11 protein-coding genes are annotated in these 19,361 nt (G+C 39.6%); all 11 read left to right on the forward strand.

The features are described from left to right. The first annotated feature begins 55 nt into the window (after window positions 1-55). The 11 genes from BMW53_RS15490 (at window position 56) to BMW53_RS15540 (ending at window position 19,353) form a co-directional block, all read left to right on the forward strand. The gene (locus tag BMW53_RS15490; RefSeq protein WP_051567553.1) at window positions 56-649 is read left to right on the forward strand and encodes an RNA polymerase sigma-70 factor; all 594 of its coding nucleotides are present in this window, start codon (window positions 56-58) and stop codon (window positions 647-649) included. 136 nt (window positions 650-785) lie between these two features. After that, the gene (locus BMW53_RS15495; protein ID WP_038555183.1) at window positions 786-1,763 is read left to right on the forward strand and encodes a FecR family protein; all 978 of its coding nucleotides are present in this window, start codon (window positions 786-788) and stop codon (window positions 1,761-1,763) included. A gap of 182 nt (window positions 1,764-1,945) precedes the next feature. Beyond that, window positions 1,946-5,332 (forward strand): SusC/RagA family TonB-linked outer membrane protein, encoded by a 3,387-nt coding sequence (locus tag BMW53_RS15500; RefSeq protein WP_081804749.1) that lies wholly within the window; start codon window positions 1,946-1,948, stop codon window positions 5,330-5,332. A 24-nt stretch (window positions 5,333-5,356) separates the two neighbouring features. Continuing rightward, entirely contained in the window at window positions 5,357-6,844 is a 1,488-nt protein-coding gene (locus BMW53_RS15505) for a RagB/SusD family nutrient uptake outer membrane protein (RefSeq protein WP_038555179.1), read from the forward strand. Between the two features lie 233 nt (window positions 6,845-7,077). Further along, window positions 7,078-8,466: a sulfatase-like hydrolase/transferase gene (locus BMW53_RS15510; RefSeq protein WP_038555177.1), complete on the forward strand. Its 1,389-nt coding sequence runs from the start codon at window positions 7,078-7,080 to the stop codon at window positions 8,464-8,466. A 75-nt stretch (window positions 8,467-8,541) separates the two neighbouring features. Further along, window positions 8,542-11,052 carry a glutaminase domain-containing protein gene (locus BMW53_RS15515; protein WP_051567551.1) on the forward strand — a complete coding sequence of 837 codons (2,511 nt, stop codon included), beginning with the start codon at window positions 8,542-8,544 and terminating at the stop codon, window positions 11,050-11,052. Between the two features lie 141 nt (window positions 11,053-11,193). Next, complete coding sequence (locus BMW53_RS15520) at window positions 11,194-13,068, forward strand: glycoside hydrolase family 2 protein (protein WP_051567550.1); 1,875 nt, start codon at window positions 11,194-11,196, stop codon at window positions 13,066-13,068. 95 nt (window positions 13,069-13,163) lie between these two features. After that, the gene (locus BMW53_RS15525) at window positions 13,164-14,813 is read left to right on the forward strand and encodes an arylsulfatase (RefSeq protein ID WP_038555171.1); all 1,650 of its coding nucleotides are present in this window, start codon (window positions 13,164-13,166) and stop codon (window positions 14,811-14,813) included. 15 nt (window positions 14,814-14,828) lie between these two features. Then, window positions 14,829-16,232 (forward strand): sulfatase-like hydrolase/transferase, encoded by a 1,404-nt coding sequence (locus tag BMW53_RS15530; RefSeq protein WP_051567549.1) that lies wholly within the window; start codon window positions 14,829-14,831, stop codon window positions 16,230-16,232. Between the two features lie 54 nt (window positions 16,233-16,286). Continuing rightward, a complete protein-coding gene (locus BMW53_RS15535) occupies window positions 16,287-17,918 on the forward strand; it encodes an arylsulfatase (protein WP_038555168.1) in 1,632 nt (543 codons plus the stop codon). Window positions 17,919-17,943: 25 nt separating this feature from the next. After that, window positions 17,944-19,353, forward strand: coding sequence for a sulfatase-like hydrolase/transferase (locus BMW53_RS15540; protein ID WP_038555165.1), 1,410 nt, complete (start codon window positions 17,944-17,946; stop codon window positions 19,351-19,353). The last annotated feature ends 8 nt before the right edge of the window (window positions 19,354-19,361 follow it).

A 19,361-nucleotide genomic window follows, 5' to 3' on the forward strand; every position in this document is an offset into this window, starting at 1 on the left:
GTCTAATTAATTTTCTATTTTCACGGCTACTAACTGAACTTTCATAAAATGAATAATGAGTTTAGCTGACTCAAATATGGTTTTGCCCGACTTAACTTCGTTTAAAAAGGGCGATGAGCATGCTTTTAAAATCATCTTCGAAGACAATTATGACCGGATCGTTGGTTTTTGTCTACAATTTATTCCTGATCGGGAAGAGGCCAAAAATATAGCTCAACAATCTTTTGTGAAGTTGTGGTTAAACCGAGAGGAAGTTAATACCATTAATGGAATTTGTGCATTCTTATACACCGCGGCAAAAACAGAATGTCTTAATTTTTTAAGGCATGAAAAGTATAAGTCAGAGTATCAGAAAAATACACTTAAAATAAAGGAGAATCTTTTAAATCGTCAAATCCTTGAATCTTTTCATTTCAATAAACTAGAATATCAGGAATTAGAAGGAATGATTCAGTTGGCTCTTGAAAAACTCCCCGAAAGATGTAGGATCGTATTTGAAAAAAGTCGATTTGAAGGCAAAAAAAACAGAGAGATCGCTGATGAACTTGGTATCGCGATAAAATCAGTTGAGTCAAACATTACTCGCGCCATAAAGATCCTAAGAAAAGAACTCAGAGATATACTTCCTTTCGTTTTATGGATGCTTTAACAAGTTGTCCTGATCGATCATATTTCTTCTTAAATTCTGGCTCTTCTTCACAGTTTCTCAATCGAAATTGAAAAATTTCAAATTAATATACAGGGTATCATCTTATTTATGTGTACATATAGCAAGAAAGACAAAAATGGATAATAATATCATCATAAAATACCTACAGGGAACAGCTAGTGAGGCTGAAATAGAAACCTTTTTTCAATGGCTCGATGAGAGTGAAAAACACCGCAATGAGTTTATTGAATTAAAAAAGATCTGGGCGTTAACGTCGAAATTTGAAAATAAAGAAGGAGTAAGCTGGAGCGATATACAACCGGAATTCTCTAAACCAGTTAAAAAACGATTCCTTTATTCATTCATAAAAAATGCCGCTGTATTTATCTTGTTAATTGGTATTGGTGCCATTGCACAGTATTTTTTCTTTGGCGAGAAAGACGAGCATGTTTATGCTAGGTCTTTCGCTGTTACAGCCCCGGCCGGACAAATGACGAATATTGAACTTCCCGACGGCACACTAGTAATGCTGAATTCAGGAACTAGTCTACAATACAATTCAGAATTTAGTTCAGGGAAACGTGAAGTCTATCTCGAAGGAGAAGCATTTTTCGATGTTCAAAAGGATGTTGAGCATCCGTTTACTGTGAAATCTGACTACTTAGGCGTACGTGTATATGGAACTTCGTTTAACATTCAGGCTTATCCCGAGGATAGGGAATTTACAGCTACGTTAATTGAAGGTAGTATCGGCCTTCTTGATAAAAATGGCTATGAACTATCGAAACTGGAACCTGGAGAGAAAGCATTCTTTAATGATAGTACAGCAAGTATAGAAATTCGAAAAGTAGATACTGAAATGTATACATCATGGAAAGATGGTCTGGTGACCTTCAGAAATGAAAAAATGGATTACATCGCCAAACAAATCGAACGTTGGTATAACGTAGAGATAATAATTCAAAAAGAAGGTTTGTGTGATGAGCGGTATTTCGGTACTATTTTGAAGAACAAGCCAATAGATCAGATTCTCGATGTGCTTAAATTAACGACTTCGCTGGAATACGAGATTGTCCCCAGGGCGAACAAGCCGACTTTAATTTACTGGAAATAAGAAATGAAATTATAAAACGAATCAAACTTATCACTGACTTATGAAACAAAAAGATACTTCCTAAAAAACGACAGGCCAAAAATACTGGAAATATTTTTAGCCTGCTCAGCTTAACAGGTAAGCCAATACCTGCAAAGCATTGATAAATAAAACTTAGTATTTACCAATAACATGTCAAATTTATGAAAAAAACAGACAAGTGCCCTTATTTATGTGGGCCACTAAAAAAAGTTTTAATGATTATGAAACTAACTACATTTCTAATCCTATTATTGACCTTAAACGTATTTGCTGATTCCTATGCCCAAACCACAAAGATTACCATGGCAATGGAACAGGCTACTGTAAAAGAAGTGATTGAGCAAATTGAAAATGAAACTGAATTCTATTTCATGCTGAAGTATGATGAGCATCTGATGAACAAACATGTAAATGTTACTTTTAATGATGCAGATATCAATGATGTGCTTTCACAACTTTTTGATGCAGACAAATACAAATACGAGATAATCGATCGGTACATCGCCGTAACACCTATTGCTGAAAACGAAATGGTTGTGGAAGATCAATCATCAATTAAAGGAACTGTAACCGACGAAAGCGGAGAGCCTCTTCCGGGAGTAACAATTGTTGTGAAAGGAACAACACGTGGAACAGTTTCTGATTTTGATGGAAATTATAGTCTGACCAGTATCTCACCTACTGATGTAATACAATTTTCTTTTGTGGGGATGCTTTCACAGGAAGTGGAGGTAGGTGCCCAAAGCGAAATCAATATTACATTGAAAGCAGATGCTATCGGACTTGAAGAAGTTGTGGCCATTGGTTATGGTACAATAAAAAAGAGTGATATTACCGGATCAGTTTCGTCGGTTAAGGTCGATGAATTACAGGAAGGTGTGACCACCTCGGTTGATCAGATGCTGTTTGGGAAAAGTGCCGGTGTAAATGTTGTTCAAAGTAGTGGAGAACCTGGCGGAGGTATTTCTATTAATATCAGGGGGGCAAGTTCCGTTAATGCAGGAAATAGTCCGCTTTATGTTATTGATGGATTACCAATTGATAATTCAAGACCAGTAAGTTCTGGTTCAATTGATGCTTTTGGAGGAAATAGAAGTCCTCGAAATCCTTTAGCTTCAATTAACCCTTCAGATATTGAATCTATTGAGGTATTAAAAGATGCATCTGCTACTGCTATTTATGGATCAAGAGGAGCTAATGGAGTTATAATGATAACAACTAAATCAGGGAAGAATGAAAATATGAAAGTTAGTTATCAGGGCTACCTGGGAATTCAAAATCGTTCACGGAAACTTGACTTATTGAACGCTGAAGAATATAAAACAGTAATGAATGAAATTATTGCAGCCGGAGGAGGAAATGAGGAATCGATAGTAGGAGATATTGCCAATGGCGGTTTAGGCACGGACTGGCAGGATGAGATCAATAACGCAAATGCTTTGGTACACGATCATCAACTTTCATTTTCTGGGGGTACCCCAAAGACTTCATACTATATATCCTTAAACTATATGGATCAGGAAGGGATTATGAAGAATACCGATTTTAGCCGATACGGTGCAAGAATTAATTTGAAATCGGATCTTACAGACAAATTCAATATTGGCTTTAATGCAACTGGGACATACACACAGGATCACTTTATTGCAAATGGTTTTGGAATAAATGAGCATGCCGGACCTTTATACTCTGCCTATAATTTCGACCCAACTTTACCGGTATTCGATGATAATGGAGACTATGCACTATCTCCTTTCTTAACGGTAGATAATCCCGTTGCCGTTTCTGAAGGTATGAGTTCAGAGTCAAATACGAACCGTATGATGGCTTCTATGTATGGAGAATATCATTTTACTTCTGATTTATATGCAAAACTGAATATTGGAGGTGATTTTGTAAATGAAAGTCGTAAAAGCTTTATTAACGGTCTTACTAAAGAAGGCCGCAATAATGGAGGAGTAGCCTCAAATCAAAATGTTGAGAAAAGCAATTACTTGGTTGAAGGAACGATTCATTATTCGAAAACGTTTGATATTCACTCTATCAGTGCAATGGCAGGAACAACCTATCAACGCTTCGTTACGAATGGTCTGAGTAATGTGGCTAAAGGATTTCCAAATGAATCATTGGGAGCTAATAACCTTGGAATTGGAGACCAATCAACCTTTGAAATTAGTAACTTCTTGACTGGTAATAGGCTAGCATCTTATATTGGAAGGGTAAATTATTCATTGAATGATAAATACCTTCTTACAGCAACCATTCGTGCTGACGGATCATCGCGCTTCGGAACAAATAATAAATTTGGATATTTCCCATCAACTGCATTTGCATGGAAGGCTTCTAATGAAGATTTTATTAAGAGTGTTGATTATATAAGTAATCTGAAAGTAAGAGCTAGCTGGGGACAAACAGGTAACCAGGAAATTGGTAATTTCCCTTCATTGAGTACCTTTGGTGAAGGTGGAACCGCAATTTGGAATGGCAGTCAGGTAACCGGAACAGCACCTCTTCGAATCCCAAACCCTGATCTAAAATGGGAAACTACAGAGCAAATAGATTTTGGAGTAGACTTTGGCCTTTTTGAAGGCAGAGTAAATGGAAGTGTTGATTATTTCAGGAAAAAGACAACAGATATGCTCCTTTATTTACCAATTCCACAATCTACAGGATTTAGCAGCATTTTATCAAATGTAGGTCGAATTGATAATAGAGGATGGGAATTGTCGCTAAACACAGTTAATGTAACATCTCAGGATTTTAGTTGGAGAACAGATTTTACGTTTACTACAATGCAAAATGAGGTTAAGGAATTGGGAGGAATTTCTGAAATTATTGTTGGTGCAGGATATACACACGTAGAGCAGGTTGCTATTATTAAACCGGGTTTACCTCTTAACTCTTATTACGGCTATGAAGTTGATGGTGTTTGGCAGGTAGGAGACGATTATAGTCAGTTTACCGAGGATTATCAGCCCGGAGACTTAAAATATGTTGATCAGGATGGAGATGGTGTAATTACTGATAAGGATAGAGTTGTTTTAGGGAATTCATTTCCCGATTTCCAATGGTCAATGGGTAATACCTTTAATTATAAAGATTTTAGCTTATTCGTATTTATTGAAGGAGTACAAGGTGTAGACATGTTGAACGGAAACGTAATTGATAATTATTTCCCTATCAATTTCAGAAGGAACAAAATTGCCGAGATATACCTGAATCGTTGGACTCCTGATAATCCAACTAATGAATATCCTTCTTTTGTTGATCCTTTAAAATTTGGTAGAAAAGTAGCGAATTCGAATACGCTGCTTGACGCATCTTATGTAAGACTCAAAACCGTAAGATTGAGCTATAATTTACCTCGTATAAATAAATTTATTAAGTCTGGACAGGTATATGTTACGGGCGAGAACCTATACACCATAACGGATTATATAGGACTAGATCCGGCTGTAAACCCAAATAATAATGCCAATTTTAGGATCGACTTTAATGCCTATCCAACCGCAAGGACTTTAATATTTGGAGTAAAACTTGATTTTTAATCTTAAACTAAAAAGTAATTAAAAATGAAAACATTATATAAATTAAAAAATATATTAATCGCCTTCATTGCAATCTTGTTGTTGCATGGTTGCGAGTCGATTCTTGAAGAACCTGTTCAATCGCAATTTGCCTCGGAAAACCTCTTAAGTACTAAAAAAGGTATTGAATCACTTATGGCTGATGCCTATGCAAGGAATAATAATGTAATTATGACCCGAGATGTTGTCAAACGGGAAGAAATGACCGCTGATATTTTATGGCAATCAGGAGGTGGAGAGAATGGAACTGCAGCACCTTTAATTGGATTTAGATGGGATCCTTCCAGTACGTTAGAGGCTTTTGACTGGATGAATTATTGGCAGGTGATTAGAGATGCCAATATTATTCTTGAGAGTGTAGATAACGTATCCGATTTTAATAATGAACAGGATAAAAACCAGATAGTTGCAGAAGCCCGGTTTTTAAGAGTTTGGTCTTATTATCAGCTATGGAATCAATATGGTCCTATGCCGTTAAGGAAAAGTCAGGCTGATGAATTAGAGCTTCCTCGTGCTACAAATGAAGAATTCGCGAGTTTTGTTGAAGCTGAGCTAAAGGAAATCATTCCCATTCTGCCCGAACCTGGAGATGAGCCGGCCTATGGTCGTCACCATAAAGGGGGAGCTCAGGCACTGCTTTGCATTTGGTATTTAAATTCCCATCAATGGCAAAATTGTGCCGATATTGCTCAGGATATTATTTCCGATGGATATTTCAGTTTATATCCTGATTATAATGACATGTTTGCACTGGAAAATGAGCAGAATGAAGAATTTATTCTTGTAAAAACCAAATTGGCGAATGCTGGCAACAACAATACACTCTGGGCAACAGCAGCTCCATCTTTCCCTGCTGTTTATAAGGAAGGACTAGATGGTGGATTAGAAGGAGTAGTAAATGAAAAATGGTCAAATTTTGCATCCAACTATCGTTTATACGATTCATTTTATAACAGTTTTGAAGCGAATGATCAGCGAAAAGGCAGAATTCTTACACGTTATATTGATACCCAGGGAAATACAGTTAATTTGTTGGATTATACTGATTGTACCCGGGCAATGAAATATCCTCCTGATCCTGACGCATCGGGAAGTTCACATGGGAATGACGTGCCTATGATCCGTTATGCAGAGATACTGTTGAGTAGGGCTGAAGCTTTGAATGAGCTGAATGGTCCTACCCAGGAATCCGTAGATCTTGTAAACCAAATTCGTACCAGAGCTGGACTGGAAAATAAATCGTTAACAGATTTAGGATCGAAAGATCTCTTAAGAGAACAAATCCTAAATGAACGTCTTTGGGAATTCTGGTACGAAGGGAAGAGACGAAGAGATTTAATCCGTACGGGACAGTACATTGAAAATGCTCAAAGCAGAGGTATCACAAATGCTACAGCTAATCATGTGTGGTTCCCAATTCCGCAATCAGCAATTGATGCAAATCCATTATTGGAACAAAATCCTGGTTATTAAACAATAATAAAGTGAGGTGACTGGCATAAAACCAGTCACCTTTTATTAGAAAAATTTAATTTCAGTCTGTTGGGAATGAAAAATGAGAGTTTAAGAATGCTTGAGCTTGCTATTTTTACGTTTTAACGGTTCGGGTAAAATTCTTCCAAGTCCGATATGGCAATGCCAGTTAAGAGGTGATGTCGAGACAAACTTCATACACTCAGACACTAAATTTTAAAAACAAAACTAAAATGATGATGAGAAATACAATAGTGATAATGATGGTTTTGAGCATAGTTGCATTAACAAGAGTACATGCCCAGGAGAAGCCTAATATTATATTGATTTTGACAGATGATATGGGTTATAGTGATATTGGTTGCTTTGGAGGAAACTTTGTACCAACACCTAATATTGACAGAATTGCTGAAAGAGGCGTTAAGTTTACCCAGTATTATAGCGCTGCACCAATTTGCAGCCCATCACGCACTGGTATTTTAACCGGTATGTATCCTGCCGAATGGAATTTTACTACTTTTTTAAATGATCGTCGAAGTAACGCTCGTGCAGAACAAGCTAATTATCTAAATGTTAATGCACCATCGATGGCCAAGGTGATGAAGTCTGCAGGATATGCTACCGGCCATTTTGGTAAATGGCATATGGGAGGAGGAAGAGATATTAAAAATGCTCCCAATTTTGATAAATATGGCTTTGACGAGCATATCAGTACTTATGAAAGCCCCGATCCTGATTCTATAATAACATCTACAGATTGGATATGGTCGAATGAAGATAGTATAAAAAGATGGGACAGAACAAAGTATTTCGTCAATAAAACATTGGATTTTCTGAAACGGCATCAGGGAGAACCTTGTTTTGTCAACCTCTGGCCTGATGATATGCACACACCCTGGGTGCCTGAGGTAGACTTTCGTTATACTGGTCAGTATCCTATGAATCCCGAAGAGGAGAAATCATTTAAAATGGTTCTTCAGGAGTATGATAACCAGATGGGACGTTTGCTTGACGGAATTAAAAAGTTAGGTATAGAGAACAATACGATAATAATTTTTACGAGTGATAATGGTCCATTACCCAGTTTTAAGGGTAGCCGTGCAGGAGGCCTCCGAGGTACTAAACTTTCACTTTACGAAGGTGGAATCCGCATGCCTTTTATTGTAAAATGGCCAGGACATGTACCCGAAGGTGTTACGGATAGTACCTCAGTGTTAAATGGTACCGACCTCTTACCAACTCTTGCGTCAATTGCTTCTGCTAGTTTACCTGCAGATTATAAAGGCGACGGTGAAAATAGGGAATCTGTTTTGTTGGGAAAATACTCTCCTCGAGAAAAGGATATGTATTGGGAGTATGGGCGGAATAGTTATGCATTTAACTACCCAAAAGGTCGAGACCATAGCCCTAATTTGGCCATACGTTCAGGAGACTGGAAATTATTAATGAATTATCAGAGTAACAACGTTGAGTTATATGACATGAAAAACGATGTTTATGAAACATCAAATGTTGCGGAAGAACATCCGGATTTAGTTAATGACCTAAAACAAAAATTGATTACCTGGAGGATGTATTTACCTGTTCTTACTCCTGATCGTGCCAATCCTGCACGAGAGTAAATGCTAACAGATAATTGTGGAATCATGTTGCCCTTCGATATAAATAATCGATTCAATAATAATAATATACCTTTTATGAATAAGTATTTTATATCTAATTTTTGGGGATTTATAATGCTAGGCTTAGTGTTTTTTTCCTGCGGTGCACAGTCTGAAATTCAAAAAGAAGAAGCGGGGCAGGAATTTCGTGCACCAGCCTATCCATTAGTTACCATTGATCCTTATACCAGTGCATGGTCAATGTCCGATCACTTATTCGATACACCTGTAAAACACTGGACCGGAAAAAATCACTCGCTGGTTGGTGCCCTTCGCGTTGATGGTAAGACCTATCGTTTTATGGGTAAAGAAGAAATACCCTTCGAACCGGTTGTCCCAAATGCCAAATACGAAACCTGGGAAGGAAAATACCTTACCCAAAAACCTGCTTCGGGTTGGGAAAAATCAGATTTTAACGATTCATCCTGGAAGAGCGGAAAAGCAGCTTTTGGTACACCCAATACTTTTCAGGCAACTACTTCCTGGGAAACAGAGCATATATGGGTACGTCGCGAGTTTACAATGCCTGAGGTAAGTAGCGAAAGTGATTTGTATCTGGTTTATTCACACGACGATGATTTTGAGTTATATCTGAATGGAATAGAAATTATAAACACGGGTAACAGTGCCCGAAGCGAGGCAATATTAAAACTTGATAAAGCTTTATTGAATAGTGATGGAAAAAACACTATTGCAGCGCATTGTTGGGATCGCGGAGGTTTAGCTTATGTTGATTTTGGTATTTTTAAAGAAGGAGAGATTCAATCTGTTTTTGATCAGACAGCCGTCCAGAACAGTGTGAAAATTACTGCAACCCAAACCAAGTATAATTTTAGCTGTGGACCTGTAGATTTGTACGTTGAATTTGTTTCACCGTTGTTAATGGATGATCTGGATTTACTTTCACGTCCGGTAAATTACATTAACTATGAAGTTTTATCAACCGATGGCAAAGCCCACGATGTGGAGGTTTATTTCGAAGCGACACCTGAATGGGCTGTTAACGAATTAAATCAGGAAGTGGAAGTCACAAGTGGAAAAACAGGCAACATCAATTTCATAAAAACAGGAACAACCGAACAAGCCGTTCTGGAAAAGAAAGGTGACAATGTACGCATAGACTGGGGATATTTTTACCTGGCATCGCCTGAAAAAGAAAATCAGATAATGGCAATCGGTGATTTTACAGGCATGAAAAAAGCTTTTGTTGAGAGCGGAAAAGTTGGAGGTGGACAAGAAAGAACCACAGCTGTTTTATCGAAATCAATGCCGGTGCTGGTTTTCTCCGATGTCATTGGTAAAGTTTCTGCAAAACCAGCAAATGGATATATAATGTTGGCATACAACGATATTGAATCCATCCAATATTTTGGAGACAACTTAAAAGCATGGTGGACAAAAGATGGTCATGTAAGTTTTGATGAGGCATTAACTTCTGCTACTCAAAATTACCAGGATGTAATGGAACGTTGCGATGATACCGATGCAAAAATATATGAAGAAGCACTGGCTGCAGGAGGCGAAAATTATGCACGTTTGTGTATACTTGCTTATCGTCAGTCGATTGCTGCACACAAATTAGTAAAAGACACCAAAGGCAACACGCTTTTTCTTTCAAAAGAAAACTTTAGTAACGGTTCAATCGGAACGGTTGATGTTACTTACCCTTCTGCTCCTTTATTCCTTAAATACAATCCAGAACTTTTAAAAGGAATGTTGAATCCAATCTTCTATTATTCGGAAAGCGGAAAATGGACGAAACCTTTTGCAGCACATGATGTAGGTACTTATCCGAAAGCCAATGGCCAAACCTACGGCGGAGATATGCCGGTTGAGGAATGTGGTAACATGGTGATTCTGACTACTGCCATTGCTACTGTTGAAGGAAATGCTGATTACGCTGCTGAACACTGGGATGTGCTAACAATCTGGGCAAATTACCTGTTGGAGAATGGACTTGATCCGGAAAATCAATTATGTACCGACGATTTTGCCGGACACTTTGCACACAATGTGAACCTTTCTGCAAAAGCTATTATGGGAATTGCAGGTTACGGAAAACTTGCCGAAATGCTCGGAAAAACTGATGTAGCAGAAAAATATACTTCAGCAGCGAAAAGTATGGCGAAGGAGTGGATGAAAATGGCGGACGATGGAGACCACTATCGTTTGACTTTTGACAAGCCTGGAACATGGAGCCAGAAATACAATATTGTTTGGGATAAGCTGCTTGACCTTGGTATATTTCCGAAAGAAGTGACTCGAAAGGAAATTGCCTATTATCTGACTACACAAAACAAATATGGTTTGCCGCTTGATAACCGCAGAACATATACAAAATCAGACTGGATTATCTGGACGGCTACTTTAGCGGATGATAAAGATACTTTCCAAAAGTTTATTGATCCTTTGTATGGTTTTGTGACGGAAACTCCTGATCGTGTTCCAATGTCAGATTGGTATGAAACGCCCGATGCAAAGCAGGTAGGTTTTCAGGCTCGCTCAGTCGTTGGAGGATATTATATAAAAATGTTAGAGAATAAATAAGTATTCAACGCTGGAAACTCCTTTTGACCGCTAATACTACAAAACTGAATCATTTTACCCTTTTTCTAATAGGATTTCCAGTTCCAAAATCATTCAATATAATAACATTGTAATTCCATATTTTTAAAGAAGAAAAACAGAATGAAACTTAAACTTACTTTATTTGCGTTGCTGATCAGCGCATCAACTTTTGCACAAAACTGGCAACCTGCCGGTGATAAAATAAAAACCCGTTGGGCGGAAAAAGTAACTCCCGAGAACGTATGGAAAGAATATCCGCGTCCGCAAATGGTTCGATCGGAATGGCAAAGCCTAAACGGGCTTTGGGAATATGCAGTAACATCTAACCGCGCGGTTAAACCCGAAAATTGGGAACAAGATATACTGGTTCCCTTTGCACTGGAAACACCACTCTCAGGTGTTGCAAGAAGAATTGAATCGAATGAGGTGATCTGGTATAAAAGATCTTTTGAGTTAACTGCAAAAGAGAATGAGCGTCAATTATTGAATTTCGAAGGCGTTGACTATAAATGTATGGTATGGGTAAACGGTAAATTAGCCGGATCGCATATTGGCGGCAATCTTCCTTTTTCATTTGATGTAACTGATTTGGTAACATCTGGTGAAAATGAAGTAAAACTCAGGGTAATTGACGGAACCGATGATCCTGATTTATACCAACTACGAGGTAAACAGAAACGCGATAACGGAGGAATTTGGTACACTCCGTCATCAGGAATTTGGGCCCCGGTTTGGATAGAATCTGTACCTCAAACCTACATTAAATCGATAAAGTTACTTGCCGATATGTATGGTGAATTAAAAGCTGAAGCATGCACCGGCGGGCTAAAACAGAACACGCAACTTAAGGTGACTTTACTCGACGAAGGGAAAGTTGTTGCCGAAAAAACAGGAACAGCCGATAATGTATTGCTAAGCGTTAAAAATGCAAAACTCTGGTCACCAAAATCACCTTTCTTATATGATGTAAAGATTGAGCTGCTTGGAGAATACGGCGATGTTCTGGACGAAGTTTCCTCATACACAGGTTTTAGAACCGTGGGAAAGGAATGTGAAGCAAATGGAAACTGGCAATTTACTTTGAATGGTGAAAAAATATTTCATTTAGGTCCGCTCGATCAGGGCTGGTGGCCCGAAAGTTTTCTGTTACCTCCTTCTGATGAAGCCATTGTCTGGGAAATGGATTTTCTGAAAAAGGCAGGATTCAACATGATTCGTAAGCATAAAAAAGCTGAAATTCGCAGGTATTATTACCATGCCGACCGTATGGGATTTGTTATTTGGCAAGACCAGACCTCGGGAGGAAGTGGAGGCAGCGAATGGCCAAAATGGAAGCGATTGCATATGGAGCGTGAGGATTACGTTGCAGAAAGGCCACAACAATGGAAAAAGGGAGATGCACTTGATGCCGACTGGCCAGATTGGGCGCACGACTTATACAAAAACGAGTTGAAAACAATGATTGACGTACTATACAATCACCCGTCAATCGTAATCTGGACGACATTTAACGAACGTTGGGGACAACATCGCAGTATGGAAGTTGGAAACTGGGTGAAAGCTTATGATCCGTCGCGACTTTTAAATATTGCCAGCGGAGGTAATTTCTTTGAAGTGGGGGATATTGCCGATCAGCATCAATATCCACACCCTGATTTTCCTTTGGATGTGAAGCTTTACGATGATTACGTAAAAGTGGTTGGTGAATTTGGCGGCCACGGTTGGGCAGTTGAAGATCACATTTGGGATACCAATAAAGATAACTGGGGTTATGGAGGATTACCCAAAACACACGAAGAGTATGTTGATCGTTACGTCAAAAGTTGTGAAATACTGGGTGAACTGAGAAAGAAAGGAATTAGTGCCGGTGTATATACTCAGACTACCGATGTTGAGGGCGAATTAAATGGACTGATTACATATGATAGGAAAGTAATGAAGATTGATCCGGAAAAACTTTATGAAATTCATAAAAAAGCCGGACTGCTAGATTAGTGTTTAGTTATGAATACTTGTGATTTAGTGTTTTAATTATTAATGAATTCTGCTTCTCAAAATCGGGAGGCAGAATTCACCTATTATAAAGAACAATGAAAATAATAAGCCTATTTGCATTTGCAATACTTCTTTTAAGCGGTTGTACTGCCGGAAAAGATAATAACGCTGGTGCACAATCATCAGCATCTCCAAATATCATTCTTATTCTTTCCGACGACATGGGGTACTCCGATTTGGGATGTTATGGAGGCGAAGTAGAAACTCCCAACCTTGATGCGCTGGCGGCAAATGGATTAAGGTTTACCCAGTTTTATAACGGAGCTCGTTGCTGCCCAACCCGAGCAAGTTTAATGACGGGTTGTTACCCACACCAAACCGGGATTGGCCACATGACGAATACGCCTGCTGATTTTTCGCAGCACGATCTTGGAATTCCGGAGTACCGTGGATTCCTGAATAAAAACTGTGTCACCATTGCCGAAGTTTTAAAAGATGCAGGTTATACAACACTGATGACAGGCAAGTGGCATCTGGGAATTTCCGATAAATCAAAATGGCCTTTGCAACGTGGTTTCGACAAATTTTACGGGCTCATACCAGGGGCAAGTAACTTTTTCAAACCAGTTTATCCGCGTGGAATCACTTATATGAACGACACCATTTCGGTTACCGATGAAGACTATTATACAACCGATGCATTTACCGATTATGCTATTCAGTTTATCGACGAAGCCAAATCAGAGAATAGCGAGAAACCATTCTTTTTATATCTGGCCTACACTGCGCCGCATTGGCCTTTAAATGCTCCGCAAGAGGATGTTGAAAAGTACAAAGGAACTTACATGGATGGCTGGACAAAACTTAGGGAAACCCGCTATGCAAGAATGAAAGAAATTGGTATCGTGGATCAGGGGTGGGACCTTTCTCCGCAGAATTGGAGAGAATGGGATTCTCTATCTGAGGAGAAGAAAGCAGAAATGGACCTGCGTCGTGCCACTTACTCAGCACAGGTTGACCGGATGGACCAAAATATAGGGAAGCTGGTTGACCATTTAAAAGAGCAGAATATATTTGATAATACATTGATCATATTTTTAAATGATAATGGTGCCTGCGCCGAAGGAGGAGAATTAGGCGGCGGGCCGGCTCGCCAATTAGTAACAAAAGAAGGCTATTTCCTAACTTATGGCGGAGCATGGGCGAATGCTTCAAATACGCCGTATCGCGAATACAAACACTGGGTGCACGAAGGAGGGATTGGAACGCCGTTTATTGTTCATTGGCCGGGTGTTATCCCAAAAGAAAAAGAAGGTCAGATGATTTCGGAGTATGGTTTTCTGCCCGATTTAATGGCGACTTTTGTTGATGTTGCTCAAACAGCGTATCCGAAAGAATACGATGGAAATACTATTGTTTCTACTCCCGGTAAAAGTTTGGTTCCGCTTTTCAAAGGCGAAAATAAACGCATTCATACCGAACCTATTTTTTGGGAGCACGAAGGCAATAAAGCAGTACGACTAGGCAAATATAAGCTGGTTTCGAAATGGAATTCAGCGCAGGAAACAACCTGGGAATTATACAATATGGAAACCGATCGCTCAGAGATGCATGATCTGGCTTCTTCTGAAACCGAAAAGGTAGAGGAGATGGCTGCTATGTATGACAATTGGGCGAAGACTAACCACGTGCTTCCCTGGAACCAGGTTCAAGAGTTATACCGTAAGAAGAACGCGGAAAAGTAAACATGTAATCAAAAGATGAAAAATCGGTATTCTGTCAGAATAATACTTCTAGCCCTGCTTGCAATTGTCGAATTATCAACATTTGCAGGAAACGGATCTATTCAGAAACCGAATATCATTATCATTCTTGCTGATGATTTGGGAAACGGAGATGTGGGTTTTCATGGTAGCGATATTAAAACTCCGAATATTGATCGTTTGGCAGCAGAGGGAGTTGTGCTTGACCAGTTTTATGCTTGCCCGATGTGTTCTCCAACCCGGGCGGGGTTAATGACCGGCCGTTATCCAAATCGTTTTGGATTAATGCGGGCAGTAATACCGCCGTACCGCGAATATGGTATGCCTCCGGAGGAATTCACAATAGCTGAAATGCTGGGAGAGGCCGGGTACAAACACCGCGGAATGGTTGGAAAGAGGCATCTTGGCCACCGGCAAAAAAAATGGTTACCCGAAAATCAGGGCTTCACATTTTATGAAGGATGCTACAATGGGGCAATCGATTATTTTACCCAGGAAAGAGAAGGTGAACAGGATTGGCATGAACTTGATAAACCGTCTGAAAAAAGTGGTTACACCACCGATCTGGTTGGTGATGCTTCAGTTACTTTTATAAATTCAGTCCCGGAAACTGAGCCGTTCTTTTTGTATGTGCCGTTTACCGCACCTCACTCGCCTTTTCAAGCAAAAACTGAAGATATTGCAAAATACCCGGAGAGGACAGGTGATAAAAAGATTTATGCAGCAATGATCGATTGTATGGACCAGAATATTGGAAAAATATTGAACTGTATTGAAAAAAGAGGACAGGTAGACGATACCTTTATTTTATTTTTCAGTGATAACGGAGGAGTGCAGCGGGTTGCAAGTAATGGAGATTTAAGAGGATGGAAACTTACTCCTTACCAGGGAGGAATTAATGTTGTTGCTGCAGCACGCTGGCCGGCCGGTAATATTTCAGGAGGAGAAAAAATTACTGAAAGAATGGGATATATCGATGTGCTTCCTACATTGATGGAGATTGCCGGTTATGAAGGGCAAGTTGAAAATGAGTTGGATGGAATTAATGTATTAGATGCTATGAGGGGAGAGAATCTAGAAGACCGCAACTGGTTCACCTATTTTGATCAGAGATCAGAAAAGATCGAGCGTTTGGCACTGAGTACAGATGAATGGAAACTAATTTGGGAGCGAAATGCCGGGGATAATACCAGCCCCTTTGAAAAGACCGAACTTTATAGGATTGATACGGATAAAATTGAATCGGTTAATATTGCCGAACAAAACAAAGAGCTTGTTTTGAGTTTACAAACCGTAGCAGAGCATTTTTATAGAAATAAAGTGGAACATCAGAATCCTCGTTATCCGGATAAAGAAAACTTAGCAGGGTCTGTAATTAAAAACTGGACACCGGAGAAATAACAAATGATCTCTAAGGAAAGAGAAGAAAATAGGAGAATAAATAATTTTAGATATATGAAAAATTTAGTTTTACTTTTTGCAGCCTTGGTAGTTATAAGCTGCACAAGTACGCCAAAGCAGGATTCAGATAAACAGGAAGAACGTCCTAATATTGTTATCATTATGGCCGACGATCTGGGCTATTCTGATATTGGATGTTACGGAGGAGAAATACACACGCCTAATCTTGACGGCTTGGCGGCTGATGGTGTTCGCTTTAACCAGTTTCACAATGCGGCCAGATGTTGCCCAACAAGAGCTTCATTGCTTACCGGAAAATATCCGCATCAGGTTGGCCTCGACAGAAACGGACAAACACTTTCAAGAAATGCCGCAACAATAGCCGAAGTGCTAAAAGAAAATGGTTACCACACCGGGATGGCGGGCAAGTGGCACCTTTCACGTACCAAAGCTTTATCGAATAAAGAAGATCAGTTGAAATGGCTCTCGCACCGAAAAGACAGCAGCATTTTTGCTCCGCTGGAATCTTATCCTGCAAACCGTGGTTTTGAAGAACACTGGGGTGTAATTTGGGGAGTGGTTGATTATTTCGATCCGTTTAGCCTGGTGCACAACGAAGAAGCCATCAAAGAAGTTCCGGATGATTTCTACATGACTGATTTTGTTACTGATAAATCAATTGAAATGATTGATGAATTCAAAAAAGATGATAAACCTTTCTTTTTATATGTGGCGCACACTGCACCGCACTGGCCATTGCACGCATTGCCTGAAGATATTGAAAAATATGAGGGTATGTACGATGAAGGTTGGGATGTTTTGCGCGAAAAACGTTACCAGGGATTGGTTGAAAAAGGTATTGTAGATCCGGCTATTGCTCCACTGGCTAAAAATGAATCGGGAAAATTGTGGGCCGATTGCGAACGTAAAGAGTGGGAAGCTAATCATATGGAAACCCATGCTGCAATGGTAGACCGTTTAGACCAGGGAGTTGGGCGTTTGATTCAGAAACTGAAAGAAACCGGGGAATACGACAATACTGTGATTCTATTTCTGGCAGATAATGGTGCATCACCCGAGCGTGGATACATACCCGGTTTCGATCGTCCGGGACACAACCGTGAAGGCGTAGAAATAGATTACGATAATTTTGAACATCCGGGCGCAGAATTGACTTGGGGATATTTGGGAGTTGCCTGGGCCGGATCAATTAATGCACCGTTCCGTTATTGGAAGAAAGAGTCGTTCGAAGGTGGTAATTGCACGCCTTTTATTGTGCACTGGCCTAACGGACTAAAAGGAAAAGAAAACACCATCAATCAGGGAGTTGGTCATGTTATCGATATTTTACCAACTTGTTTGGAATTGGCTGACGCAAAATATCCTGCCGAAGTGAATGGTTTGGAAACCACTCCAATTGAAGGTAATTCAATTTTGCCGATGTTAAATAATGAAATTATTACAACGCATGATACTCTTTTCTGGGAACACGAGGGAGGTAAAGCATTACGTATCGGCGACTGGAAAATATCGTCGTTAAGCAAAGGTGGTTGGGAGCTGTTCAATATGGCAAAAGATCGCACTGAAACCAATAATCTTGCAGAAGAGATGCCTGAAAAGGTTGAGGAAATGACAGCGATTTGGGCGAAAGAGTATCAACGCATTTTCCCTCAACAGAAAAAATAATATTACCTAACCAACTAAACCTGATATGAGATTTAAAGGATTAACATTTGTCATTCTTCTTGTTTTAAGCATTAATAGTATTTGGGCGCAGAAAAAAACAAACATACTTTTTGTCTTTATCGACGATATGGGCTTTGCCGATTTAGGATGTTATGGCCGCGAAGATGTTCATACTCCCAATATCGATCGTTTGGCGAAAGAGGGGATTTTATTTACCCAGTTTTATGTGAACTCGCCAATTTGTTCTCCATCGCGCACAGCGGTTACAACCGGGCAATATCCGGCGCGTTGGGGAATAACGTCATACATCGACAACCGTAAAGCAAATGAAAACCGGGGAATGAAAAATTACCTCGATTTGTCGGCTCCATCGGTAGCCCGGAATATTCAGGCTGCAGGCTATTACACCGCACATATTGGCAAATGGCACATGGGTGGCGGTCGCGATGTGGGAGAAGCTCCGCTTATTACGGAATACGGTTTTGATGAATCGGTAACTCAGTTCGAAGGATTGGGAGAGCGTTTTCTCGCTACTTATGAAACACTCAATCTTCCTGATAGCACGAGGGGATTGGAAAAACAATCTGCCCAATTGGGAAGGGGAGAAGTACATTGGGCAAAACGCGAAAACTTTACGCAGATTTTTGTAGACCGAACCATTAATGCGATAGAAAATGCACAAAAAGCGAACAAACCTTTTTACATTAATCTTTGGCCCGATGATATACATACTCCACTGGAACCACCAAAAGAATTGCGTGGCGATCTTTCGATGAAAGCACGGTTTTTGGGTGTGATGCAAGAGATGGATAAACACATGGGCCGTCTTTTTGATTACATCAGAAATAATCCGCAACTCCGCGATAATACACTTATAATTTTTACCAGCGACAATGGTCCTGACAAAGCAGTAAATACAGCTGGACCATTTCGTGGCTACAAAACAGTAATTTACGAAGGCGGATTCCGCGAGCCGTTTATTAGCTGGTGGCCAGGTAAAATTTCAGAAAAGAAAGCGGGTACAAAAAACAATAAAACGGTAATGGCCGCAATCGATCTACCTCTGGTATTTATGGAAATTGCCGGAGCTACGCCGGATGAAAATGTAACATACGATGGCGAGTTGATGCTGGATGCCATTTCAGGGAAAAAACAACAAAAAAGAACAAAACCGATTTTTTGGATCCGACCTCCCGATCGTCCGGGATATGATGGGGAAAATGCTCCGGATTTGGCCATGCGGAAAGGAGATTATAAATTGCTGATGGATTTCGACGGATCGAATGTTCAGTTGTATAACCTTGAAAAGGATATGGGCGAAACGCAAAACTTAAAAGATAAAGAACCCGGCAAGGCCGCCGAGTTAAAAAAAGAGCTGGAAGAATGGTTTAAAAGTTATCCGCTAGATATTGATTTGGATAAATTTACGTACTGATAAATTAT

The organism is Draconibacterium orientale, assembly GCF_900111425.1.
GTDB classification, from domain to species: Bacteria; Bacteroidota; Bacteroidia; order Bacteroidales; family Prolixibacteraceae; genus Draconibacterium; species Draconibacterium orientale.